Raw genomic sequence first — 20836 nt, forward strand, 5'->3', positions numbered from 1 at the left:
GAATCGACAATGGACAGGATCAGCATGATGCGTCGTTTTCCCTGCTTTGCATGCGCCGCACTGGCGTTGCTCGCGGTGGCTGCCGCGTGGGCGCCCGCTGCGGCCCGCGCCCAGGACGTCCCCGGGACGGAGCAGCCTTCCCGTGCGCCGGAGTTGCTGCGAGCCTTTCTCGCCGAGACGGTCACGCTCGAGGCCGCTTTCAGCCAGGTGCTGCTGGAGGCTGACAGCCAGCACACCCAGGTCAGCACCGGGCGCTTCTACCTGCATCGACCGCAGCGCTTCCGCTGGGACTACGAGGCCCCGGTGCCGCAACTGGTGGTGGCCGACGGGGAGAACCTCTGGCTCTACGATCCCGACCTCGAGCAGGCCACGATGCGCCGGCTCGACGATGGCCTGTCCAGCACGCCGGCGATGCTGTTGTCCGGCGACGGCTCGCTGGATGACTCTTTTCGCATCGGCGCTGCGTACCGCGAGGATGGCTTCGACTGGGTGGAGCTGGCGCCGCTCTCCGGCGAGGCCGATTTTGCCGGCGTGCGCGTGGGCTTCGTCGATGGGGTGCTGGCGTCGATGGAGCTGATCGACGCGCTGGGGCAGACGACCATCATCCGCTTCGAGGAGGTGGTGGTGAACGAGCCCCTGGACGCCGCCTTGTTCCAGTTCGTGCCGCCGCCGGGGGCTGACGTCATCCGCGACGCGGGATACTGATGATCGCCCGCCTGGTCATGGCCTGGCGCCTGCTCGCCTGGGGCATGGCGCTCGCGATCCTCGTCGGCAGCTTGTGGCCGAGCATGCCGTCCGTGGCCGGCGGAATCTCCGACAAGCTGCTGCATTTCCTCGCCTACGCGGCGCTGGCGCTGGTGTTTGCCGCGGCTTTCAGCCGTCGCCACTGGCTGGCCATCGCCCTGGGACTGGCCGTGTTCGGCGCCCTCATCGAGATGCTGCAGCACTGGCTGCCCGGCAGGCGCGCGGGGGAATGGATGGACCAGGCGTCGAACCTCGGCGGCATCGCGGTGGGGCTGACGCTCGCGCTGGCGGTGCCGCATCGCTGGCGCCGCAAGCTGGACCGCGTGCTCGGCCGTCCGGAGGGCGTGGCGTGATGGCGCGCGGCGAGAGCGGGGCGGACATGCGCCCGCTGGCGGATCGCATGCGTCCACGTTCCCTGGCCGAGTATGCCGGGCAGGCGCACCTGGTCGGCAGCGGGCGGCCGCTGGCGCACGTGGTGGCCGGGCGCGGGCTGCATTCCATGGTGCTGTGGGGTCCGCCCGGCAGCGGCAAGACCACGCTGGCGCGCCTGGTGGCGGGCCAGTACGAAGCGGAGTTCATCGCGCTGTCCGCGGTGCTGGCCGGCGTCAAGGACGTGCGCGCCGCGGTGGAGCGGGCCCAGGCGCTGCAAGCCGAGGGCCGGCGCACGGTGCTGTTCCTCGACGAGGTGCATCGCTTCAACAAGGCCCAGCAGGATGCCTTCCTGCCCTGGGTCGAGGACGGCACGCTGACGTTCATCGGCGCCACCACCGAGAATCCCAGCTTCGAGCTCAACAGCGCCCTGTTGTCGCGCGCCCGCGTGTACGTGCTCAAGGCGCTGTCGCAGGAGGCCCTGCTGGCCATCCTGCGCCAGGCGCTGGGCGACACGGAGCGCGGCCTCGGGCCGCGGGCCCCGGTGCTGAGCGATGAGCAGCTTGCCGCGATTGCCGAGGCCGCCGACGGTGATGCCCGGCGCGCCCTGAATCTCCTCGAGCTGGCCGCGGACCTCGCCGACGCCGCGCAGGCCGATGGGGAGCCGCCCCACGGGGCGCGCGAGCTCGACGAGGCGACATTCGCAGCCCTGCTCTCCGGCGGGTACCGGCGTTTCGACAAGCGCGGCGAAGCCTTCTACGACCAGATCTCGGCGTTGCACAAGTCGGTGCGCGGCACCGATCCCGATGCCGCACTGTACTGGCTCGCGCGCATGATCGACGGCGGCTGCGACCCGGTCTACATTGCGCGGCGCGTGGTGCGCATGGCGAGCGAAGACATCGGCAACGCCGATCCCCGCGGCCTGGCGCTGGCCCTGGATGCGTGGGACGCCTACGAACGTCTCGGCAGTCCCGAAGGCGAACTGGCGCTGGCGCAGGCGGTGGCCTACCTGGCGTGCGCGCCGAAAAGCAACGCCGTTTACCGTGCCTGGGGCCAGGCGCAGGCGGACGCGGCGAAACTGGGTTCATTGCCGGTGCCGCTGCACCTGCGCAACGCGCCGACGCGCCTGATGAAGGAGCTAGGCTACGGGCGCGACTATCGGTACGCCCACGACGAGGCCGGCGGGTTCGCAGCGGGCGAGCAGTATTTCCCGGACGAGATGCAGCCGCGACGCTATTACGAGCCGCCGCCGCGCGGGCTGGAGTTGAAGATCGGCGAGAAGCTCGCCAAGCTGCGCGAGGAATCCGCCGCCGCACGGCAACGGCGCGGCGCCAAGGAAGAGAAGAAGGACTGACATGCTCGATCCCAAGCTGTTGAGGAATGACCTCGAAGGCACGGCCCGCGCCCTGGCGCGGCGCGGCTATGAACTGGACACTGCGCGCTTCGCGGGCCTGGAGGCGCGGCGCAAGAGCCTGCAGGTGCAGGCGGACGAGTTGCGCAACGAGCGCAACACGCGGTCCAAGGCCATCGGCCGCGCCAAGGCATCCGGCGAGGACGTGACGCCGTTGCTGGCCGAAGTGGCCGACCTGGGCGATCGGCTGAAGGGGGCGGAGACGGCGCTGGCGGAGGTCCAGGCAGAGCTGGAAGCGGGGCTCTACGACCTGCCCAACTTGCTCGATGCGAGCGTGCCGGACGGCGCGGATGAAAACGCCAACCTGGAGGTGCGGCGCTGGGGCGAACCGCGCAGTTTCGACTTCGTGGCGAGGGACCATGTCGACCTGGGGCTGATCGATTTTGAGGCGGCCGCGAAGATTTCCGGCGCGCGTTTTGCCGTGATGCGGGGGTACGTCGCGCGCCTGCACCGGGCGCTGATCCAGTTCATGCTCGACCTGCACACCAGCGAGCATCGCTACACGGAGATCTACGCGCCTTACATTGTCAACGGGCAGAGCCTGGTCGGCACCGGCCAGCTGCCGAAGTTCCGCGCCGACCTGTTTGCCCTGGAGGGCGAGCAGGATTTCTATCTCATCCCCACGGCCGAAGTGCCCGTGACCAACCTCGTGCGGGGAGAGATCCTGCCGGCCTCAGAACTGCCCCTGCGCATGACCGGGCACACGCCGTGCTTCCGTTCGGAGGCCGGCGCCTATGGCAAGGACACGCGCGGCATGATCCGCCAGCACCAGTTCGAGAAGGTCGAGCTGGTGCAGGTGGTGCGGCCGCAGGATTCGATGGCGGCGCTGGAAGAGCTCACCGGCCACGCCGAGCGCGTGCTGCAGCTGCTGGAGCTGCCGTACCGCGTCATGCTCCTGTGCAGCGGCGACACCGGCCAGGCCTCGATGAAGACCTACGACCTCGAGGTCTGGCTCCCCGGCCAGCAGCGGTACCGCGAGATCTCGTCCTGTTCCAACTGCGGCGACTACCAGTCGCGGCGCATGCTGGCGCGGTGGCGCAACCCCGAGACCGGCAAGCCCGAGCTGGTGCACACGCTGAACGGCTCCGGCGTGGCGGCCGGGCGCGCGCTGGTCGCGGTGCTGGAAAACTACCAGCAGGCCGACGGCTCAGTCGTGGTGCCGGACGTGCTGCAGCCCTGGATGGGCGGCGTCGAGGTCATTCCAGCCGTGGCCAGCTAGGGACGCCCGGAATTCGAGCCGAGGGGCGCGAGGCCGAAATCCGCCGCGCGCGCAGCGAGGGCGAGCAGACCGGCAACAGTGAGTGAATCGGTGATGCGGCCGTCGAGGGCGGCATGCACCGCCTCCTGCCAGGGCACCGTGATCACCCACAATTCCTCGCTCGCCTCGGGGGCCATCGCGCCTTCCGTCAGCTCGCGGGCGAGGAACACCGTGCCGACCTCGTCAGTGACCGAGTTGGAGAGCTGCACCTGCGGTAGCAGCAGCTCCCAGTGCTCGGCCGTGAGCCCGGTTTCTTCCTGCAGTTCGCGCCGTGCGCCGTCCAGCAGGTTGGCCTCCAGCGGCACGCCGCCCATCGGCAACTCCCAGGTGAATTCGTCGACGGCATAGCGGTGCTGGCCTACCAGCCACACCCGCCCATCCGGCTCCAGCGGCAGGATGCCGACCGCCCGGTTGCGGAAGGAAATAATGCCGTAGTCGAAGTGGCGCCCGGCGCGGCCGTTCCAGGCCTGGTCTTCGAAGATGGTGAAGAAGGGATTGGCGAAGCGCTGCGCCCGGCTGTCGCGACGCCAAGGTGTTTCGGCGAGGGGCGAGCCGTCCGGTCGTGCGGCGGGCGCGTGCTTGAGTTCCTTGCGGGCAAAGCGGTCCATGATGCTCCCGGTTTCCTGGCATGGGGCGTTCACCCCATTTAACACTGGCGTGGTGCAACTACCTTGATGATAGGGGTGGATTTTACCCCTGGCCCCGCTCCGGTGGCCCAACGTGCAGCACATGGTCGCTGCCGGCAGTCCCACGGGGGTGGACGGACTGGATCTCGAGCCTCGAGGAGGCTGGCCATGAACACATTCAAGCAGACAACGAGGAAACTGGTGCTGCTGAGCTGCGCCGCGCTCTTCAGCGCCATGGTGTGGGCAGCGCCCCCGGAGGGGGCGGGGGGTGGCGGCGGTAACCGGCCGCCAGGACATGGCGAGGAAACACAGGGCAATAATCTGTCGTTTCCGGCCCTTGCGGTAGACGGCTACCCGATCACCGCCATCGAGGGTGTGCAGCACACCGTGCCTTTCACGGGTCCTTACACGGGATTGAGCGTGGAAGAGATTGCCACATTGGAAGCCAGTGGCCCGTGGTACGCCCAGAAGACCGACGGCAACACCTGGCAGGCCGACTACCTGACGGACCAGACCGTCGAAGTCACCTACGTCGACTGGGGTGACGTCATCGAGTCGGTCAACCCCAAGGTCGGACGGCCGTTCCGTGTTGAGGTACAGCTCTACAAGCTGCTCCACGAGTGGGCGGACTTTGATGGCACCAACGGCATGACGGGCTACCTCATGGCCATGCTCGCGAATCCCAGCAGCCCTGACGAGGTGCAGGGTAACAACAAGGTCACATACAACGGTAACCTCGCCACGGTCGTGTCCAACCTGTGGAAGCTGCGGATCCAGAAGTGCGGCGATGCGATTCCGAGCCGTGAGGACAACGACCTGTACTGGAACGTAGACCGGTGGGTGTCACCCTCAATCACCTGCACGGACGAGCCGATCTCCTTCGCCGTCGAGCTGAACGTCGGCGGCAAGCTGATCTATGGCGCCTCGACGGGCGGCTGGAAGGTGAAGAGTGCGGGCTGGTATCGCATCACCTTCTACGGTCCGCCAGGCACCAACCTGAGCCTGAAGGATGCCGTCGTCGCCAACTACGACGACTTCAAGGCGGCACCGGAGCCGGTGCTTGCGGCTGAGGAGGATGAGACGGGTGCGGCGACGCCGGTGGTGGATAGCTTCAATAACATCAGCTACGTCGACGTCCTGGCAGTCGCCAGTGGCGGTGGCGGTGGTGGCGGCAAGCCGAAGGCGCCCAAGAGCAACAACGGCAAGAAGGGCCTGAACAAGTAGCTTCGGCGCGCCATGACGCAAACAAAAGGGGCGCACCCCGGAGGGTGCGCCCCTTCCTTATCGGGCACCCGAGCGCTTACTCGTCGCTGAACACGCCGAGCAGGTGCAGCAGGCTAGTGAACAGGTTGTAGATGCTCACGTACAGCGTGACGGTCGCCATGATGTAGTTGGTCTCGCCGCCGCGCACGATCTCGCTGGTCTGGTACAGGATCAACCCGCCCATGGCCAGCACGAACATGCCGGACACGGCCAGCGACAGCGTCGGCATGTTGAACAGCAGCGCCACGATGCCGAGGATGAAGGCGCCGAGGATGCCGACGAACAGGAAGCCGCCCATGAAGCTGAAGTCGCGCTTGCTCTTGATGGCGTAGGCAGACAGTCCGACGAACACCGCGCCGGTGGTACCGAGGGCGGTCATCACCACCTGGTTGCCGTTGGGCAGCATGGTCAGGTACAGGTTGATGATGGGACCCAGCGTCAGGCCCATGAACCCGGTCAGGGCGAACACGAACAGCAGGCCCATCGCGCTGTTGCGCGTCTTCATGGTCGCGAACAGCAGTCCGAAGTAACCCGCCAGGACGATGAAGGGATTCAGCGGCGGCATGTTGGTGAACATCGCGATGCCGGCCGTGAAAGCGCTGAACAGCAGCGTCGCGGCGAGCAACAGGTAGGTGTTCTTGAGGACCTTGTTGGTCTCGAGGACGCCCGGCTGGGCGATCGAGGTGTAGGTCGTACGGGCTGGCTCCATGGGGGTCGGCCTCTCCTGTCATGTTGGATGAAAACTGGACGCAGTCTAGCAGACCGCTGCCGGGCTCCGAAGTTCCGGGCGCCCGGCCGGAACTGGCCTCCACAGTCCGGACCGCGACGGGGTGGATTGTGGAGGATTCCACCATTGCCTGCCATACGTACCATAATCAGCCCCATGGACCACCGAGACCCCGTGCCCAGTCCAGACGTGACGCCGCCGAGCCAGGGCGGGCAGGTCGCCGCCGAGCTTGTGCCCGGCGCGGAGGACGGGGGCACATTGAGCGCCCGGGGTGAATGGGTCCTGGACAACGTCGAGCAGCTCAACGCAAGGGTCGATGCGTTGGCCAGCGGGGCCGGCAAGCTGGATGCCAGCGGTATCACGCGGCTGGACGCCTCTGGCGCGCTGCTGCTGGAGCGCCTGTTGTGCCACACCGGCCAGGATGCGGCCGGCGCCGGGCTCAGCGGACAGTGGCGCGTGCTGTTCGAGGCCGTGGATACGGCCTGCGACGACACCCGGGCGCCGGCACCGGTCTACGAGCCCCCGTGGCGGCAGATTCTCGGGCGGATCGGCCGGGCCACCGTCGAAGTGGCCCAGAGCACGCGCGAGCTGCTTGGCTTCCTGGGAATCACCGTGCACCGCCTGGGCCGGACCGTGCTGCAGCCCAGGCGATTCAGGTTCACCTCGACCGTGCACCACATGGAGGCGACCGGGCTGGATGCGGTGCCCCTGCTGATCCTGCTCAGCAGCCTGGTCGGCGCGGTGGTCGCGTACCTGGGCGCCACCGTGCTGCGCGACTTCGGCGCGGAACTGTTTGTCATCGACCTGGTGACTTTTGCCTTCGTGCGCGAATTTGGCGTGCTGCTGGCGGCCATCCTGCTGGCCGGGCGCACCTCCAGCGCGTTTTGCGCGCAGATCGGCATGATGAAGCTGCGCGAGGAGATCGATGCGATCCGCACCCTGGGTCTCGACGAGATCGAGGTGCTGGTCCTGCCGCGCCTGGTCGCCTTGCTCATCACGTTGCCGCTGCTGGCCTTCATCGCGACTCTCAGCGGCCTGTTCGGCGGGTTCGTGGTCTCGGTCGTGTCGCTGGACATCACCCCGAGCATGTTCCTGGACCGGCTGGAACAGACCATCACCCTGCGCCATTACCTGGTCGGCATGATCAAGGCGCCGATCTTTGCCGTAGTGATAGCGCTGATCGGCTGCATGGAAGGCCTGAGGGTCTCCGGCACCGCGCAGTCGGTAGGGGAGCACACCACCACGGCCGTGGTGCGCAGCCTGACGATGGTCATCATCCTGGATGCGATCGCCGCGATCTTCTTCATGGAGATCGGCTGGTGAGCGCGGCGGCCATGAAGCAGGACGCCGAAGCAGTGATTCGGGTGCGCGGGCTGGAGACCCGCTTCGGCGCGGACGTGATCCACCGCGCGCTGGACCTCGATGTCCACCGCGGCGAGATCCTGGGCGTGGTCGGCGGGTCGGGTACCGGCAAATCAGTGCTGATGCGTGCCATTCTCGGCCTCCTACGTCCCAGCGGCGGCTCCATCGAAGTGTTCGGACAGCGCCTCGAAGACACCGAGGACGCGCAACGGATCATGTCGCGCCGGGCCGGGGTCCTGTTCCAGGACGGCGCGTTGTTTTCCTCGCTGACCGTGCTCGAGAACGTCGAGCTGCCCCTGAAAACCCACCGGCCAGACATCTCCCGGCAACTGCGGCGCGACCTGGCGCGCTCCAAGATCCAGCTGTCCGGGCTGCCCGACTCGACCGGCGCGAAGATGCCCGCCGAGCTGTCCGGCGGCATGCGCAAGCGCGCAGCCCTGGCGCGGGCGCTGGCGCTGGAACCGGAGCTGCTGTTTCTCGACGAACCGACCGCCGGGCTGGATCCGATCGGCGCAGCGGATTTCGATCGCCTGTTGCACACGCTGCAGCGCGCCCTCGGCCTCACGGTGTTCCTGATCACCCACGACCTCGATACGCTTTACTCCATCTGCGACCGCGTGGCAGTGATCGCCGACGGCAAGATCCTGGCCGCCGCGCCGCTGGGCGAAATCGAAACACTCGAGCATGAATGGATAAGGGACTACTTCCACGGGCCGCGCGCGCGCGCGGTCCGGGAACGCGAGCCTGCCACGAGCTGAAGGACACGGTATGGAAACAAGAGCCAATTACGTTGTCATCGGCGCATTCACCCTCGCCGCCGCAATCGCGGCGGTGGCGTTCGGCTTTTTCGCCGCGAACTACGCCGCCGACAGCGCGTGGAACAGGTACCAGGTCCTGTTCGAGGAATCGGTCATCGGCCTGTCTGACGGCAGCCCGGTGCTGTACAACGGCGTCAGCATCGGGCGCGTCACCGACATCGAGCTGGATCCCGCCGACATCCGCCAGGTGATCGTAACGATCGAGGTCGAGGCGGGTGTGCCCATACACAAGGACTCCGTGGCCACTATCCGGCTGACCGGGCTGACCGGCACTGCTGCGATCCAGCTGAGCGGCGGGACTCCCGGCAGTCCGCTGCTGCCTCCGGGCATCGGAGAAGGACACCGTATCCGGGCGATGGCCTCGCCATTCACCCGGCTGCTGGAGTCCTCCGAAGGCATCACCGTGACCGCCAACAAGGTGGTCAAGCAGCTGGACGCATTGCTCAGCGACGCCAATATCCAGCGCATCGACAGGACGCTGGCCTCGCTGGAGCAGTTCAGCAGTTCGCTCGCGAGCCCGGACAGCGAACTGGCTCGCCTGATGGAGAACATGGCCGAGGCCAGCGAATCGCTGCCCGGGTTGCTGGTCGAGCTGCAGGCCACGACTGTGCGCTTCGAGGAAGTCCTTGCCGGTATCGACCAGGGCCTGCTCGAGGACCTGCCCGAGCTGAAAGAACGCCTCGGTGCCACACTGAGCAACCTCGAGTCGCTGTCCGGCCGCGTCGACAGCATCTTGGCGAGCAACCAGGGCGAGCTCAGCCGGATCGGCGGCGCCGGGATGCGCGAGATCGCGGGCAGCATGGAGTCCTTGCGAGGCCTGGTGCGCGACCTGTCCCAGCTCGTGCGCCAGATCGATAACGACCCCACGCGCTTCCTGAGCGGCGGCGAACGACCCGAGGAGTATCCGACCCGATGATCCCCGCTAACAGAAATCCCTGGACGTCTGCCGCGGCCGTGCTGGCGGCGGCGATGGTCGTGAGCGCCTGCTCCATCCTTCCTCGCAGCGACCCGGTGCAGCTGCTCGATCCCCGGCTAGCGGCGCCCGTCGAGGTGAGCGAAGGGCTGGAATGGACATTGAATGTGGCGCTGCCCGAGACCGACCCGGCACGCGACTCGACGCGGGTGCTGGTGCGCACCTTGGAAGGCCGGCTGCAGGTGCATCCCAGCGCGCGTTGGGTGGCCCCGGCGCCGGCGCTGTTGCGCACGTTGCTCGTTCGTTACTTGCGCGACGGCGGGATGCTATCCCAGGTGGGGGCAGGCGCGGGGGGCATGGACCGGACGCTGGCGCTGGACCTGCGGCATTTCGAGCTGAACGAGACCGCGGCCGGGCAGCTGGAAGCCCGGATCAGGATCGAGGCCCGCCTCTACGACGGCCGCGCTGCGACGCTGCTTGCGCGGCGGATGTTCGAGGCCCGGCAGCCGGCGCGCTCCGCACAAGCCAGTGATGTCCTGGCCGGGTTCGAGGCGGCGCTGGGCGAAATCATCCCCGCGCTGGCGGGCTGGGTCACGGGTTACGTGCCGCCCGAAGAGGACGTGGCGCGGGAGTGATGGCGCAGGGGAGGGATGCGCCGCCCCTGCGGGACGGCATCTCCGCCGGTTATTACTTCGAGGGCTCGACTCGCGCTTGCGCGAGGGCGTCGTTTTACGACGACGATCCGCATGACCGCTCGCTCGCGGGCGGCAATCCCTGGTCGGGTACGGGGTCGAATCTGGCGGAGAGGGAGGGATTCGAACCCTCGAAGGTGTCGCCACCTTGCCGGTTTTCAAGACCGGTGCATTCAACCGCTCTGCCACCTCTCCGAGGGGCGCATTGTCCATGGGCGCCGGGGGCGACCGCAAGCAACCGGCGGGCGCGGGCAGGCGATGGCTTGAATGGCCGCGTATGATGACGGAGAGTTTCTCATCGGACCGCAGCGCCAGAATCCATGCAACAGATACGCATACAGCTACAGGGCCCCGGCGGGGGGCCGGGCAAGCCGCCCGGGCTGCTGGCCCGCATCTTGTTCAGCATCCTCGCGGTCATCCTGCTGGTGTCCGCGGCCTTCCTGGGGGCGATGTTCTTCCTCGCCGCGCTCGGTGTTTTCTTCGTCGTGTCGATCGTCGTCGCCGTGCGGCTGTGGTGGGCACGACGGCAGATCGAGGCGGCGATGCGCCGGGGCGAGGCGCCGGGACAGCGTCCTGGGCCGCAGGGTTCGGAGCCGCGGCAGCGCGGTCGCGACCGTAGTTCGACTGTCATCGACGGCGAATACCGTGTCATGAAAGAAGAGCGCGAGGACACGCGCGGGCGCGACGGCGAGGCACAGTGACATGGCGACGCTCAAGAAGGACCACCGGGGACTGAGACGGCGGCCGCTCTACACGCCGCTGGCCATCGTCATCGTCTCGGTACTGGCAGCGCTCCTGGTGGGCGCCTGGCTGGTCGCCTCGTGGGGCACCACCACCGTGGTGCTGGTGCGCCACGGTGAACGGATACAGCAGGAGGGCGACTCGCCCCTTTCGCCGGCCGGCGAGGCGCGCGCTGCGGCGCTGGCGCGGATGCTGCAAACGGCGGGCCTGGACGCCATCTATGTCACCCAGGCGCTGCGCACCCAACAAACGGCTGCGCCGACGGCGCAGGCCACCGGCCTGGAGCCGCGCGTTATCCCGGCGGATAATCACGGCAGGCTGCTGCGACGCCTGAAGTGGCGCCACCGCGGCGACGTGGTGCTGGTGGTGGGACACAGCAACACCGTGCCGCTGATTGCTGACGGGCTGGGGGCGCCGATCGACGTCATCGCGGCGGACGAGTATTCCGGCTTCTGGATCATCACGTACTCCCGGCTGCGCGGGACGAGACTGCTGGCGCTGCGGTACTAGCCATGCGCATGCCGCACACGCTCGCGCTCCTGTTCGCGATGATGCTGCTTGCGCTGGTGATGACCTGGACGCTGCCGCAGGGCGAGTTCGAGACAGCGCTGAACGCGCAGGGCAGGGCGGTGGTGGTGCCGGGCACTTTCACGCTCGCCGCGGAGCGCACCTGGCTGCCGCCCTGGGTGGTGTTCACGGCCGTGCCGCGGGCGCTGGCGGATGCCCAGGTGATCATCTTCTTCCTGCTCATCGTCGGCGGCACCATCGCGGTGCTGCGGGCCACCGGCGCCATGGACGCGCTGCTCGGCGCCATCCTGCGGCGCATCGGCCACAGCCCGGGGCTGCTGATCGGCATCGGCCTGGCGCTGTTCGCGCTGGGCTCGGGGACGCTGGGCGTGTCCACCGAGTACATCCCTTTCGCCGCCATGCTGGTGGGCCTGTGCGTGGCAATGCGGCTGGACGCCATGACCGCCATGGGCATCATGATTGGCGGCTACTGCATCGGCTACGGCGTCGCCACCATCAATCCCTACACCGTGCTGGTGGCCCAGGGCGTGGCGGACCTGCCGCCTGCCTCGGGGATCGGCTACCGCCTGGCGCTGTTCATCCCCTTCGTCGCCATCGGCGTGCATCACACCTGGCGCTACGCGCAGCGGGTGCGGCGCTCACCGGAGGCCAGCCTGGTGGCCGGCGTGCCGGAGGCGCAGCCGGGCCCGCCCGCAGAGTACCCCGCCCTGGAGTCCCGGCACCTCGCCATCCTCGGGCTCACCGGGCTCGCCCTGGCAGGCATGGTCTACGGCATCCTCGTGCAGGGGTGGTACCTGGTCGAGGCCGGCGCGGTCTGGCTCGGGCTGGGGCTGGCGGCCGGGCTTATCGGCCGGCTCGGGGCCGACGCCACGGCGCGCCATTTTGCCTCCGGCGCGGCTGCGCTCGCGGTCGTGGCGCTGCTGGTCGGTTTCGCGCGCGGGATCGGGGTGATCCTCGAGGACGGCCGCGTGCTGCACACCATCGTGCACGGCATCTCGCTGCCCCTGCAGCAGCTTGGACCCGAGCTGTCCGCGGTGGGCATGATGCTGGTGCAGGCGGTGATCAACCTGTTCGTGCCCTCGGGCAGCGGCCAGGCCTTCGTCACCATGCCGATCATGGCGCCGGTGGGGGATATCGTCGGCATAAGCCGCCAGGTGGCAGTGCTGGCGTTCCAGTTCGGCGACGGCTTCGCCAACCTGGTGGTGCCGACCAACGTGGTGCTGATGGCGATCCTCGGGGTCGTGGGCGTGCCCTACGATCGCTGGATGCGCTTCGCCTGGCCGCTGTTCCTGAAGCTGATGGCGGCCGGCGCGCTGGCGCTGGTGCTGGCGGTGCGGATCGGCTACGCCTGAGCCGGGGCCTTTTCAGCCAGGGCCAGCAGATGCCGACCGTAGCTCGCCACGTCGTCCCAGTCGGTGTAATCGATCACCGTGCTGCGGTCGGTGGGGCCGTGGGTGAACTTCATGATCATCTGGATCATGAGCGTGTCCAGCCAGCCCCACGAGGGGTAATCGACCTTGCCGGCGATGACCTTCAGGTCCTGCGGCTTCCACGGCGAGAACTCGAGGAACTTCTGCATGTAGCGGTTGCCCTCGACGGTGGATTTCTCCGGCGTGCGGGCGACCACTGATACGTTGAAGAAGCTGTTGGGCTTGCGGTCGAGCTCGGTCTTGTGGGCCGTGATGAAGTCGTACACCGACTTGTCGTAGGTGCCGTAGTACACAGGCGCGCCGAGCACGACGACGTCGTAGCGCCGCCAGTCCACGCCTTCCTTGTTCGCCTCGACGAGCCCCATCATGTCGGCCTTGCCGCCGGCCGTCTCGATGCTTTCGCAGATGTGCCGGGAGATGCGGGCGGTGTGGCCGCCCTTGCTCATGTAGAGCACCAGTACGGATGTCATGACGGCTGCTCCAGGGTGTCGTATCGCTCCCATCCTGCACCGGCCGCAGGCACCTCGCCATGCGGGTTTTCCCAAGTGGCGGCTGCCGGGCGCTAAACTCTGGTCCTTCTTCACCAGCCCTGGAGCAGTCGTGGTTCAACAGCTCCGCTTCGAGGTCGCCACCCGCGGGCGCGGCACGCTCGACGTCACCACGCAGGTGGCAGACGCCGTGCGCCAGTCGGGCATCGCGACCGGCATCGCACACGTGTTCATTCACCACACCAGCGCCTCGCTGGTGATCACGGAGAATGCCGACCCAGCCGTGCATCGCGACCTGGAGCGCGTGCTGGCGCGGCTGGCGCCCGACGGCGACCCGGCGTTCGAGCATGACGACGAGGGGCCGGACGACATGCCGGCGCATGTGCGCGCCATGCTCACCTGCACCAGCGTGTCGGTCCCGGTGACCTCGGGGCGCCTGGCGCTCGGCACCTGGCAGGGTATCTACCTGTACGAGCACCGCACAGCGCCGCACCGGCGGCGGATCACGGTCACGGTGCTCGGGAGTTGAGTGACGCGGCGCCGCCGTTCGCCGCAGCGCTGGGTGCCTGGGCGCGGATTGCGCTGCTTTCTTTTGGCGGGCCCGCGGCGCAGATCGCCGTGATGCATCGCGTGCTGGTGGAAGAGAAGGGGTGGGTCGACGAGCGCCGCTTCCTTAACGCGCTCAACTTCTGCATGTTGCTGCCGGGGCCGGAGGCCATGCAACTGGCCACTTATCTCGGCTGGATGACCCACGGCGTGCGCGGCGGCCTGGTTGCCGGGACTTTGTTCGTCCTGCCGGGATTCATCTCGATTCTCGCGCTTTCGTATGTCTACGTCCTGCTCGGTGATACGCCGGCTGTCGCAGCCATGCTGTTCGGACTCAAGGCGGCCGTGCTCGCCGTGGTGCTGGTGGCGCTGAACCAGCTGCGCCGGCGCGTGCTGCGTGACCGCGCCAGGCTCGTGCTGGCGCTGGCCGCCTTCGTGGCGATGTTCTTTTTCCAGCTGCCGTTCCCGCTGGTCATCCTGGCGGCCGCGGGCTTCGGGCTGTGGCAGGCGCGACACCTGCGGGCGCCGGCCGGACCGGTCCCCGGTCCCGCGCAAGGGGCGCGGACCCTGGTGACGGCCGCGATCGGGCTGGCGGCCTGGCTGGTGCCCCTCGGCGCCCTGGCCTTGTGGCTCGGGCCGGCGCATGTGCTGAGCCAGGTCGGGCTGTTCTTTAGCCAGGTCGCGGTGGTCAGCTTCGGCGGCGCCTATGCCGTGCTGGCCTACGTGGCACAACACGCTGTGGAGACCCAGGGCTGGCTCAGCCCGGTGGAAATGGTGGACGGGCTCGGGCTGGCGGAGACCACGCCGGGACCGCTGATCCAGGTGCTCCAGTTCGTGGCGTTCCTCGCGGCCTGGCGCGATGCGGCGCCCTTCGGCCCCGTGCTGGCCGGCTTGTTCGCCAGCATCGTCGCGACCTGGGCCACGTTCGTGCCGTGCTTTCTCTGGGTCTTCACGGGCGCTCCATGGGTCGAGCGCTTGTTGCACCAGCCGCGCGTATCCGGCGCCATGGCCGGCATCGGGGCGGCCGTCGTCGGCGCCGTGCTGAACCTGTCGGTGTGGTTCGCCTTGCACGTCCTGTTCCAGCGGCTCGATACGCTGCAGGCTGGGCCGGTGCGCCTGTTGCTCCCGGATCCCGCGAGCCTGGATATAAGGGCGCTGGTATTTGCGCTCGCCGCGCTGGTCCTGCTGGCGTGGCGCGGCTGGGGTCTTCTCACCGTGCTCGGCCTCGCCGTGGCGGCGGGCGTGATCCTCGAGGTGTCAGCCGCCTGACTTGCCCCCCGCCGCGACCGCGGCGCGGATGAATTCCTCGTGGCGGCCGACGCGCAGGTCCGCGAGGACCGCGTCCCGGATCACGCCGTCCGGGTCGATGAGGAAGGTGGCACGGCGCACGCCGATGCCGAGCGGGCCGTCGACGCCATAGGCCTGCACCGCCACCTTGTCGGGGTCGGCCACCAGGGTGAAGGGGAGGCCGTGCTTGTCGCGGAAGCGGGCGTGGCTGTCGGCGTCCTGAGGGCTGACGCCGACCACGCGCATCCCCGCCGCGGCGATCTCGTCGTGCATGTCGCGAATGGAGCAGGCTTCCTTGGTGCATCCGGGCGTGAAATCGGCCGGATAGAAATAAAGCACCACGGGTCCGTCCCCGAGCAGGGCATGCAAAGACACTTGGTTGCCGTCCTGGTCGGGCAGGGTGAAATCAGGGGCCTTGTCGCCGGCTTTCAGCATCCTCAGTCTCCCGCGCCGGCCTCGAGCACGGTGTAACCGCTCTCGTGCATGCCGAGTTTCAGGTAAGTGGCGCGGGCGCGTTCATTACTCTTCAGCACGTAGAGGCGCACGGCACGGACGTCGTCGGTTGCGGCCAGCGCTTCGATGTGGCGGTACAGGCGCGAGAACACGCCGCAGCCGCGGAAGTCGGGATGCACGTAGACGCTCTGGATCCACCAGATCCAGCCGTCGCGCCAGTCGCTCCATTCATAAGTGATCATGGTGGTGCCGACGATGCGACCATCCACCTCGGCGATGAAATAGCGGCCCTTGCCCACATCCTCGAGCAAGCGGCGCACCCCGGCACACAGGGTGTCCCAGTCGAGGTCTTTGTCCTCGGTCTCGGCCGCCAGGGCCCGGTTGAACTCGGCGATGGTCGCCCAGTCGGTGGCTTCGGCATTGCGTACGAGTATGTCCATGCAATAGAATTCCCGGCTTCGCGTGGGGCCGTAGCTCAGTTGGGAGAGCGCCTGGATCGCACCCAGGAGGTCGTCGGTTCGATTCCGATCGGCTCCACCATCCCCCCGCTTCTGTGCACATCATGCAGGATTCATCGGAAGGTACAACCCGCCAGGTCGCCATGGTGGGATTCGATGGCTTTCAGCTGCTCGATGTGACGGGTCCGCTGGAAGTCTTCAGTTCCGCTTCCCGCCTGCTGCGGGCGCAGGGATATCGTGGTCCGGAGCCTTACCGCGTGGAGCTGCTTGCTGCCGCGCCGGGCCTGGTGCGCAGTTCGTCCGGTCTTGGGATTCATGCAGCACGGTCCTGGCGGGACCTGGATGCAGTGGACACCTTGCTCGTGGCCGGCGGCGGCGGGATCGCCGAGGCGCTCGACGACGCTGAGCTGGTGCAGTGGATTCGCGTGCAGGCGCCCCGGGCGCGACGGTACGGCTCGGTATGCACCGGCGCGCTGCTGCTGGCGCGTGCCGGATTGCTCGAAGGGCGTCGCGCAACCACTCACTGGGCGGCCGTCGATGAGCTCGAGCGTCTCGAGCCGGCGCTGCGCCTGGTCCGCGACGTCGTGTTTGTGCGGGACGGACGCCTGTGGACTTCGGCCGGCGTGACTGCGGGCATGGACATGGCGTTGGCGATGGTGGGCGAGGACTGGGGGCGCAAGCTGGCGCTCGAGGTGGCACAGCAGCTGGTGATGTATATCAGTCGAGCGGGCGGGTCGGCGCAGCGCGGGCCGCCACTCGAGGTGCAGGTCCGGGCGCTGGAGAGCCGCTTCGCCCACCTGGCCACGCGGGTCCAGGAGCAGCCCGGAGCGAAATTGTCGGTGGACACGCTGGCGTCCTGGTGCGGGATGAGCCCGCGGCACTTCGCCCGTTGCTTCCGCAAAGAGATGGGCGTTACGCCGGCACAGTTTGTCGAAGGCGTCCGCTTCGAGGCGGCCTGCCAGGCGCTGGGTTCCACCGCTGCTCCAGTGAGCAAAATCGCTGCGCTGTGCGGCTTCGGCAGCTCCGAAACGCTGCGGCGCGTCTTCATGCGCCGGCTTGGCGTCACCCCTGGCATTTACCGGCGCCAACGCCTGGGCGCGGACGCCACTGCGGCCTGAGCCCGGAAGGGGTTTGTGAGCCCGATGCATGGGCTGGCACAATACGTCGCCCCGCCCCGGTAGCTCAGGGGATAGAGCGACCGCCTCCTAAGCGGTAGGTCGCAGGTTCGATTCCTGCCCGGGGCGCCAACTCCCCCCCGCGTGTGCTATTTTTTTGGCACACGAAGGGAGGACGCGCATGCACAAGAGCGCAACCGTTGCGGCCATCGTTGCCGCTGTCCTGCTGTATGGCCCGCCGGCCCCGGCGGCCGATCCACCCCCCAAGGCCGCACTTTGCGCCGCGTGTCACGGCGAGGCAGCGCCGAGTCCCTACGCGGGTGTGCCCACCATCCACGGCCAGCCGGCTACGGCGCTGGAAAACGCCCTGTACGATTTCCGGGCGACGATCCGGCCCTGCCGCAAGCCGGAATGCAGCCCGGGGCAGTCGTGTCCTGAACTGGATTTCTGTGCCATCGTCCGCGACTTGTCGGACGAAGAAATTGCCGCCCTTGCGGCGTGGTATGCATCGCAACCTTATGCGCCGCTGCCGCAGGACTGGAATCCCGCACTGGCAGCGCGCGGCCAGGCCCTGCATGCGGCCCACTGCGAGAGCTGTCACAGCGGCGGCGGCCTGAGCCCGGACAACCAGGCCACGATCCTGCGCGGGCAGCCAAAGTCGTACCTGCATGTCGCTATTCGCGACTTCCGGCACGATCGTCGTATCGCAGTGGCGGAGATGGACGCCATGATCCGCGAGCTGTCCGAGGAGGATATCGCGGCCCTGGTGGAGTTCTACGCGCGCCCGGTGCAGTGACCGTTATGCTCCGGCACGACTGGCCGCCGAGGGAGAAATCATGATCAAGAGAATCGTGTTGCTGGCCCTCGTCCTCGCTTCGCCCGCCGCCGGCGCGGAGGAGGCTGCTGCTCAGGCGGACGCCGCGGCACAGGCGCCAGGCATGGTCGGCTTCTGCGCTGTGTGTCACGGCGAGACCGGTCCGAGCCCGTTCCCTGACGTCCCGACCATTCACGGACTGCCGCACGGCGTGATCGAGAATGCGCTGTTCAGCTACGCCCGCGGGATGCGCCCGTGCCGGCTCACCGCCTGCAGCGAAAGCGGCGCGTGCCCGGGCATGACCATGTGCGATATCGCTGCCGGCATGAATCACGATGTCCGGGACGAGCTGGCGGAGTGGTACGGCCAGCAACCCTTCCCCGCGCACCAGGACCCGTACGACCCCGAGCTGGCCGCCGTCGGTCGCAAGCTGCACGACGAGCACTGTGAAATCTGCCATACCAACCTGGGCTCGGACCCCGTCGACGATGCGAGCATGTTGCGCGGACAACGCAAGGTTTACCTGCGCACCGCCCTCGAAGACGTGCACCAGGGCCGGCGCGTGTTCGGGCTGGCAGCGATGGAAGAATTGATCAAGGGCATGTCTGCACAGGAGCTGGACGCGCTTGCGGAGTTCTATTCCGGCCCGGCGGCCTACCCGTTGGCGGAGGAATAGGGTCCCGCATGCGGTTGAGCTTCCACGGGGCGGTCGGCGGGGTCACAGGCAGTTGTTACCTCCTGGAGTGCGCCGGCCGCCGCGTGCTGCTGGAATGCGGACTGGTGCAGGGCGGGCGCGAGGCCGAGCAACTCAATCGCGCACCCTTCCCGGTGCCGGCCGAGTCGCTGGACGCGGTCGTCCTGAGCCATGCCCACATCGACCACTCCGGGCGCCTGCCCCTGCTGGTGCAGCAGGGATTCAGCGGACGCATCTACGCGCAACGAGCCACCACGGACCTCTGCGACATCATGCTGCGGGACGCAGCATACCTGCAGGAAAAAGACGCCGAGACAGAGAACCGCAAGCGCGCGCGCAAGGGGCTGCCGCCGCTGCCGCCGCTGTACGACACGCGTGACGCGGAAAAGACGCTGCAGCATTTCGAGTCCCTCGACTACGGCGAGATCGTGGCAGTGGCGCCCGGCATCCGGCTCCGGCTCCGGGATGCGGGCCACATTCTGGGCTCGGCCATCGTGGAGCTGTGGGTGAGCGAGGATGACGCCACGCGCAAGGTGGTGTTCTCCGGCGACCTGGGCTTGCGCGACGCCCCGATCCTGCGCGACCCGGAGTTGGTGCATGAGGCCGATGCCGTACTGCTCGAGTCCACCTACGGCGATCGGCGGCATCGTTCGCGGGAAGAAAGCCTGCAGGAGATGGGTGAGATCTTTGCGCGCGCGCATGCGGACGGCGGCAACATCCTCATCCCCGCCTTCGCGGTGGGCCGCACCCAGGAACTGCTTTACCTTTTTATGCGTCATTTCGACGCCTGGGGGCTGAAGCACTGGCGCGTGTGCCTGGACAGTCCCATGGCGATTCGCGCCACCGAGGTCTACGCCAGTCACGTGGGCCTCCACGACGCAGACGCGGTCGCCTTGTGGCGCGGGCAGGGTGACGGCCTTGCCGGCCGGCTCGAATTCATTCGCACGCCGCAGCAGTCGCGCGCCTTGAACAAGGTGCGTTCAGGCCTCGTCATCGTCGCCGCCAGCGGCATGTGCGAAGGCGGTCGCATCCGCCACCACCTGAAGAACCAGCTCTGGCGGCCGCGCTGCCACGTGGTGATCGTCGGCTACCAGGCGCGTGGCACCACCGGGCGCCAGCTGGTCGACGGCAACGCCTACGTCTCCCTGTGGGGCGAGGCCATCCGCGTGAAAGCCCAGGTCCACACCATCGGGGGATTCTCGGCGCACGCCGACCAAGAGGGGCTGGTGGACTGGTACCGGGGCTTCCACCACCGGCCGCCAGTGTGGCTGGTGCACGGCGAGGACGATGCCAGGGCGGCCCTGGCGCAGCGCCTGCAGCAGGTCACAGGGGCCAGGGTGCGGGTGCCGCAGCTCGGCGACGTGCTGGAGCTCGGGGAGCTGCCGGGCCGCGGCTAGAGCTGCTTGTCCTCCAGCCGGAGCGTGCCGATCTGGCGGTCATCGCGCCAGTGTTCCAACTGCACGAAATGGAACACCAGCAATGGCGCCGACCACCCGTCGAGCCACTCGGAGTCCGTGCCAAGGCGAAACGGCAACGCCTGGTAGCTGCCGTCCGGTGTTTCTACCGTGCCGGGCTCCCCGACCTCCAGGCGCCAGGTTTCCATTGCGCCGTCGGCACGCCAGACGGCGTACTCGGCGCTGCGCAGGCCGCGCGCGATATCGGCGCGGGCCCGCAACCGCACGGAAAACTCGTCCAGCGCGGTGCCTGGGTGCGCGGCGGGCGGCGCTACCGGGCCGTCGCCAGGATCGAAATCGAGCACGGACAGCCGGCCGTCGGCAAAGTCCAGGCGGGCGCGGCGCACGCTGGAGCGTGTGAACCAGCGCGCCCAGCCCTGCGGCAGGGTCCATTCCACGTATTCGAGGACGCCGTCGGGCTGTTCGCGCAGGGTGATCTCGACCTTGACCGGCCGCATGCCCTCGCGACCGGTGTATTTCAGGCCATGATCACGCGGCAGGTAGTCCTGGGCCGGTGCGAGGGTCGTAAACGCCAGCAGGCAGAGGGCTCCGGCGAGGCGGCATGGCCGGGTCATGATCTTTGCCCGTCGTGCGGTGGAAGCCATGCCGGCCATGCTAAGAGCCGCTCCAGCCCTCGGCAAGTGA

The 20836-nt window shown here is 68.1% G+C and carries 24 protein-coding genes and 3 tRNA genes; 20 read left to right on the plus strand and 7 right to left on the minus strand.

Annotation, left to right across the window (positions count from 1 at the left end):
* Positions 1-9: 9 nt before the first annotated feature.
* Genes lolA through serS form a run of 4 tightly spaced genes read left to right on the plus strand, consistent with a single transcriptional unit; the run spans position 10 to position 3743 of the window.
* The gene (gene lolA / locus G8346_RS04985) at positions 10-705 is read left to right on the plus strand and encodes an outer membrane lipoprotein chaperone LolA (RefSeq protein WP_166048835.1); all 696 of its coding nucleotides are present in this window, start codon (positions 10-12) and stop codon (positions 703-705) included.
* A complete protein-coding gene (locus G8346_RS04990; RefSeq protein WP_166048837.1) occupies positions 705-1097 on the plus strand; it encodes a VanZ family protein in 393 nt (130 codons plus the stop codon). The genes lolA and G8346_RS04990 overlap by 1 nt, the downstream gene beginning before the upstream one ends.
* Positions 1097-2467: a replication-associated recombination protein A gene (locus G8346_RS04995; protein WP_166049507.1), complete on the plus strand. Its 1371-nt coding sequence runs from the start codon at positions 1097-1099 to the stop codon at positions 2465-2467. The genes G8346_RS04990 and G8346_RS04995 overlap by 1 nt, the downstream gene beginning before the upstream one ends.
* A 1-nt stretch (position 2468) precedes the next feature.
* A complete protein-coding gene (gene serS / locus G8346_RS05000) occupies positions 2469-3743 on the plus strand; it encodes a serine--tRNA ligase (RefSeq protein ID WP_166048839.1) in 1275 nt (424 codons plus the stop codon).
* Here serS and G8346_RS05005 read toward each other — a convergent pair.
* Complete coding sequence (locus tag G8346_RS05005; RefSeq protein ID WP_166048841.1) at positions 3740-4390, minus strand: NUDIX hydrolase; 651 nt, start codon at positions 4388-4390, stop codon at positions 3740-3742. The two genes, serS and G8346_RS05005, sit on opposite strands and share 4 nt — an antisense overlap.
* A 186-nt stretch (positions 4391-4576) precedes the next feature.
* Here G8346_RS05005 and G8346_RS05010 point away from each other — a divergent pair, with 186 nt between their 5' ends.
* A complete protein-coding gene (locus tag G8346_RS05010) occupies positions 4577-5632 on the plus strand; it encodes a hypothetical protein (RefSeq protein ID WP_166048843.1) in 1056 nt (351 codons plus the stop codon).
* 76 nt (positions 5633-5708) lie between these two features.
* Here G8346_RS05010 and G8346_RS05015 read toward each other — a convergent pair whose 3' ends face one another.
* Complete coding sequence (locus G8346_RS05015; RefSeq protein WP_166048844.1) at positions 5709-6380, minus strand: Bax inhibitor-1/YccA family protein; 672 nt, start codon at positions 6378-6380, stop codon at positions 5709-5711.
* A 192-nt stretch (positions 6381-6572) separates the two neighbouring features.
* Here G8346_RS05015 and G8346_RS05020 point away from each other — a divergent pair, with 192 nt between their 5' ends.
* The 4 genes from G8346_RS05020 to G8346_RS05035 are packed head-to-tail and all read left to right on the plus strand — an operon-like array spanning position 6573 to position 10126.
* Entirely contained in the window at positions 6573-7721 is a 1149-nt protein-coding gene (locus G8346_RS05020; RefSeq protein ID WP_370520539.1) for an MlaE family ABC transporter permease, read from the plus strand.
* Positions 7718-8518, plus strand: a complete 801-nt coding sequence (locus G8346_RS05025; protein WP_370520540.1) for an ABC transporter ATP-binding protein — start codon at positions 7718-7720, stop codon at positions 8516-8518. The genes G8346_RS05020 and G8346_RS05025 overlap by 4 nt, the downstream gene beginning before the upstream one ends.
* A 10-nt stretch (positions 8519-8528) precedes the next feature.
* Entirely contained in the window at positions 8529-9494 is a 966-nt protein-coding gene (locus G8346_RS05030) for an MlaD family protein (RefSeq protein ID WP_166048848.1), read from the plus strand.
* On the plus strand, positions 9491-10126 hold the full coding sequence (locus tag G8346_RS05035) for an ABC-type transport auxiliary lipoprotein family protein (RefSeq protein ID WP_166048850.1): 636 nt from the start codon (positions 9491-9493) through the stop codon (positions 10124-10126). Before G8346_RS05030 ends, G8346_RS05035 begins: the two co-directional genes overlap by 4 nt.
* 162 nt (positions 10127-10288) lie before the next feature.
* On the opposite strand, the gene G8346_RS05040 is transcribed toward G8346_RS05035, so the two are convergent.
* A tRNA-Ser gene (locus G8346_RS05040) sits at positions 10289-10378 on the minus strand.
* A gap of 125 nt (positions 10379-10503) precedes the next feature.
* Here G8346_RS05040 and G8346_RS05045 point away from each other — a divergent pair.
* From G8346_RS05045 to G8346_RS05055, 3 genes are read left to right on the plus strand one after another with little or no spacing between them, the layout of a single operon-like run.
* Positions 10504-10884, plus strand: a complete 381-nt coding sequence (locus G8346_RS05045) for a hypothetical protein (protein WP_166048852.1) — start codon at positions 10504-10506, stop codon at positions 10882-10884.
* A gap of 1 nt (position 10885) precedes the next feature.
* Positions 10886-11434 (plus strand): phosphoglycerate mutase family protein, encoded by a 549-nt coding sequence (locus G8346_RS05050; protein WP_166048854.1) that lies wholly within the window; start codon positions 10886-10888, stop codon positions 11432-11434.
* Positions 11435-11436: 2 nt separating this feature from the next.
* Positions 11437-12804, plus strand: a complete 1368-nt coding sequence (locus G8346_RS05055) for a YfcC family protein (protein ID WP_166048856.1) — start codon at positions 11437-11439, stop codon at positions 12802-12804.
* Here the strand turns inward: G8346_RS05055 and hemG are convergent.
* Positions 12795-13352 (minus strand): menaquinone-dependent protoporphyrinogen IX dehydrogenase, encoded by a 558-nt coding sequence (gene hemG, locus G8346_RS05060; RefSeq protein WP_166048858.1) that lies wholly within the window; start codon positions 13350-13352, stop codon positions 12795-12797. The two genes, G8346_RS05055 and hemG, sit on opposite strands and share 10 nt — an antisense overlap.
* Before the next feature lie 130 nt (positions 13353-13482).
* On the opposite strand from hemG, the gene G8346_RS05065 reads away from it, so the two are divergent.
* Together G8346_RS05065 and chrA are read left to right on the plus strand one after the other, a co-directional pair.
* Positions 13483-13899: a secondary thiamine-phosphate synthase enzyme YjbQ gene (locus G8346_RS05065; RefSeq protein WP_370520541.1), complete on the plus strand. Its 417-nt coding sequence runs from the start codon at positions 13483-13485 to the stop codon at positions 13897-13899.
* On the plus strand, positions 13896-15185 hold the full coding sequence (chrA, locus tag G8346_RS05070) for a chromate efflux transporter (RefSeq protein ID WP_166048863.1): 1290 nt from the start codon (positions 13896-13898) through the stop codon (positions 15183-15185). Before G8346_RS05065 ends, chrA begins: the two co-directional genes overlap by 4 nt.
* Here the strand turns inward: chrA and G8346_RS05075 are convergent.
* Positions 15174-15638, minus strand: coding sequence for a peroxiredoxin (locus G8346_RS05075; RefSeq protein ID WP_166048865.1), 465 nt, complete (start codon positions 15636-15638; stop codon positions 15174-15176). The two genes, chrA and G8346_RS05075, sit on opposite strands and share 12 nt — an antisense overlap.
* Positions 15639-15640: 2 nt before the next feature.
* On the minus strand, positions 15641-16096 hold the full coding sequence (locus tag G8346_RS05080) for a GNAT family N-acetyltransferase (RefSeq protein ID WP_166048866.1): 456 nt from the start codon (positions 16094-16096) through the stop codon (positions 15641-15643).
* A gap of 24 nt (positions 16097-16120) precedes the next feature.
* On the opposite strand from G8346_RS05080, the gene G8346_RS05085 reads away from it, so the two are divergent.
* The 6 genes from G8346_RS05085 (at position 16121) to G8346_RS05110 (ending at position 20134) form a co-directional block, all read left to right on the plus strand.
* Positions 16121-16196 (plus strand) — tRNA-Ala (locus tag G8346_RS05085).
* 22 nt (positions 16197-16218) lie between these two features.
* A complete protein-coding gene (locus tag G8346_RS05090) occupies positions 16219-17232 on the plus strand; it encodes a GlxA family transcriptional regulator (RefSeq protein WP_166048867.1) in 1014 nt (337 codons plus the stop codon).
* Between the two features lie 53 nt (positions 17233-17285).
* Positions 17286-17361: transfer RNA gene (locus G8346_RS05095), tRNA-Arg, on the plus strand.
* Between the two features lie 49 nt (positions 17362-17410).
* Entirely contained in the window at positions 17411-18025 is a 615-nt protein-coding gene (locus G8346_RS05100; protein ID WP_166048868.1) for a c-type cytochrome, read from the plus strand.
* Positions 18026-18065: 40 nt separating this feature from the next.
* The gene (locus G8346_RS05105) at positions 18066-18719 is read left to right on the plus strand and encodes a hypothetical protein (protein ID WP_166048869.1); all 654 of its coding nucleotides are present in this window, start codon (positions 18066-18068) and stop codon (positions 18717-18719) included.
* 8 nt (positions 18720-18727) lie between these two features.
* On the plus strand, positions 18728-20134 hold the full coding sequence (locus tag G8346_RS05110) for an MBL fold metallo-hydrolase RNA specificity domain-containing protein (protein WP_166048870.1): 1407 nt from the start codon (positions 18728-18730) through the stop codon (positions 20132-20134).
* Here the strand turns inward: G8346_RS05110 and G8346_RS05115 are convergent.
* Positions 20131-20805 (minus strand): hypothetical protein, encoded by a 675-nt coding sequence (locus tag G8346_RS05115; RefSeq protein WP_166048871.1) that lies wholly within the window; start codon positions 20803-20805, stop codon positions 20131-20133. The two genes, G8346_RS05110 and G8346_RS05115, sit on opposite strands and share 4 nt — an antisense overlap.
* Positions 20806-20836 lie beyond the last annotated feature (31 nt).

The sequence above is a fragment of the Thioalkalivibrio sp. XN279 genome, assembly GCF_011089885.1.
GTDB lineage: Bacteria > Pseudomonadota > Gammaproteobacteria > Steroidobacterales > XN24 > XN24.

What these genes read in the sequence shown, in the direction of transcription:
- G8346_RS05015 (WP_166048844.1), bottom strand. Translation starts at nt 6,380, where the DNA reads ATGGAGCCAGCCCGTACGACCTACACCTCGATCGCCCAGCCGGGCGTC.
- G8346_RS05055 (WP_166048856.1), top strand. Translation starts at nt 11,437, where the DNA reads ATGCGCATGCCGCACACGCTCGCGCTCCTGTTCGCGATGATGCTGCTT.
- G8346_RS05110 (WP_166048870.1), top strand. Translation starts at nt 18,728, where the DNA reads ATGCGGTTGAGCTTCCACGGGGCGGTCGGCGGGGTCACAGGCAGTTGT.
- G8346_RS05115 (WP_166048871.1), bottom strand. Translation starts at nt 20,805, where the DNA reads ATGGCCGGCATGGCTTCCACCGCACGACGGGCAAAGATCATGACCCGG.
- hemG (WP_166048858.1), bottom strand. Translation starts at nt 13,352, where the DNA reads ATGACATCCGTACTGGTGCTCTACATGAGCAAGGGCGGCCACACCGCC.
- G8346_RS05035 (WP_166048850.1), top strand. Translation starts at nt 9,491, where the DNA reads ATGATCCCCGCTAACAGAAATCCCTGGACGTCTGCCGCGGCCGTGCTG.
- G8346_RS05050 (WP_166048854.1), top strand. Translation starts at nt 10,886, where the DNA reads ATGGCGACGCTCAAGAAGGACCACCGGGGACTGAGACGGCGGCCGCTC.
- G8346_RS05010 (WP_166048843.1), top strand. Translation starts at nt 4,577, where the DNA reads ATGAACACATTCAAGCAGACAACGAGGAAACTGGTGCTGCTGAGCTGC.
- G8346_RS05080 (WP_166048866.1), bottom strand. Translation starts at nt 16,096, where the DNA reads ATGGACATACTCGTACGCAATGCCGAAGCCACCGACTGGGCGACCATC.
- G8346_RS05100 (WP_166048868.1), top strand. Translation starts at nt 17,411, where the DNA reads ATGCACAAGAGCGCAACCGTTGCGGCCATCGTTGCCGCTGTCCTGCTG.
- serS (WP_166048839.1), top strand. Translation starts at nt 2,469, where the DNA reads ATGCTCGATCCCAAGCTGTTGAGGAATGACCTCGAAGGCACGGCCCGC.
- G8346_RS05105 (WP_166048869.1), top strand. Translation starts at nt 18,066, where the DNA reads ATGATCAAGAGAATCGTGTTGCTGGCCCTCGTCCTCGCTTCGCCCGCC.
- G8346_RS05005 (WP_166048841.1), bottom strand. Translation starts at nt 4,390, where the DNA reads ATGGACCGCTTTGCCCGCAAGGAACTCAAGCACGCGCCCGCCGCACGA.
- G8346_RS05090 (WP_166048867.1), top strand. Translation starts at nt 16,219, where the DNA reads ATGCAGGATTCATCGGAAGGTACAACCCGCCAGGTCGCCATGGTGGGA.
- G8346_RS05045 (WP_166048852.1), top strand. Translation starts at nt 10,504, where the DNA reads ATGCAACAGATACGCATACAGCTACAGGGCCCCGGCGGGGGGCCGGGC.
- G8346_RS05075 (WP_166048865.1), bottom strand. Translation starts at nt 15,638, where the DNA reads ATGCTGAAAGCCGGCGACAAGGCCCCTGATTTCACCCTGCCCGACCAG.
- G8346_RS05030 (WP_166048848.1), top strand. Translation starts at nt 8,529, where the DNA reads ATGGAAACAAGAGCCAATTACGTTGTCATCGGCGCATTCACCCTCGCC.
- G8346_RS04990 (WP_166048837.1), top strand. Translation starts at nt 705, where the DNA reads ATGATCGCCCGCCTGGTCATGGCCTGGCGCCTGCTCGCCTGGGGCATG.
- lolA (WP_166048835.1), top strand. Translation starts at nt 10, where the DNA reads ATGGACAGGATCAGCATGATGCGTCGTTTTCCCTGCTTTGCATGCGCC.
- G8346_RS04995 (WP_166049507.1), top strand. Translation starts at nt 1,097, where the DNA reads ATGGCGCGCGGCGAGAGCGGGGCGGACATGCGCCCGCTGGCGGATCGC.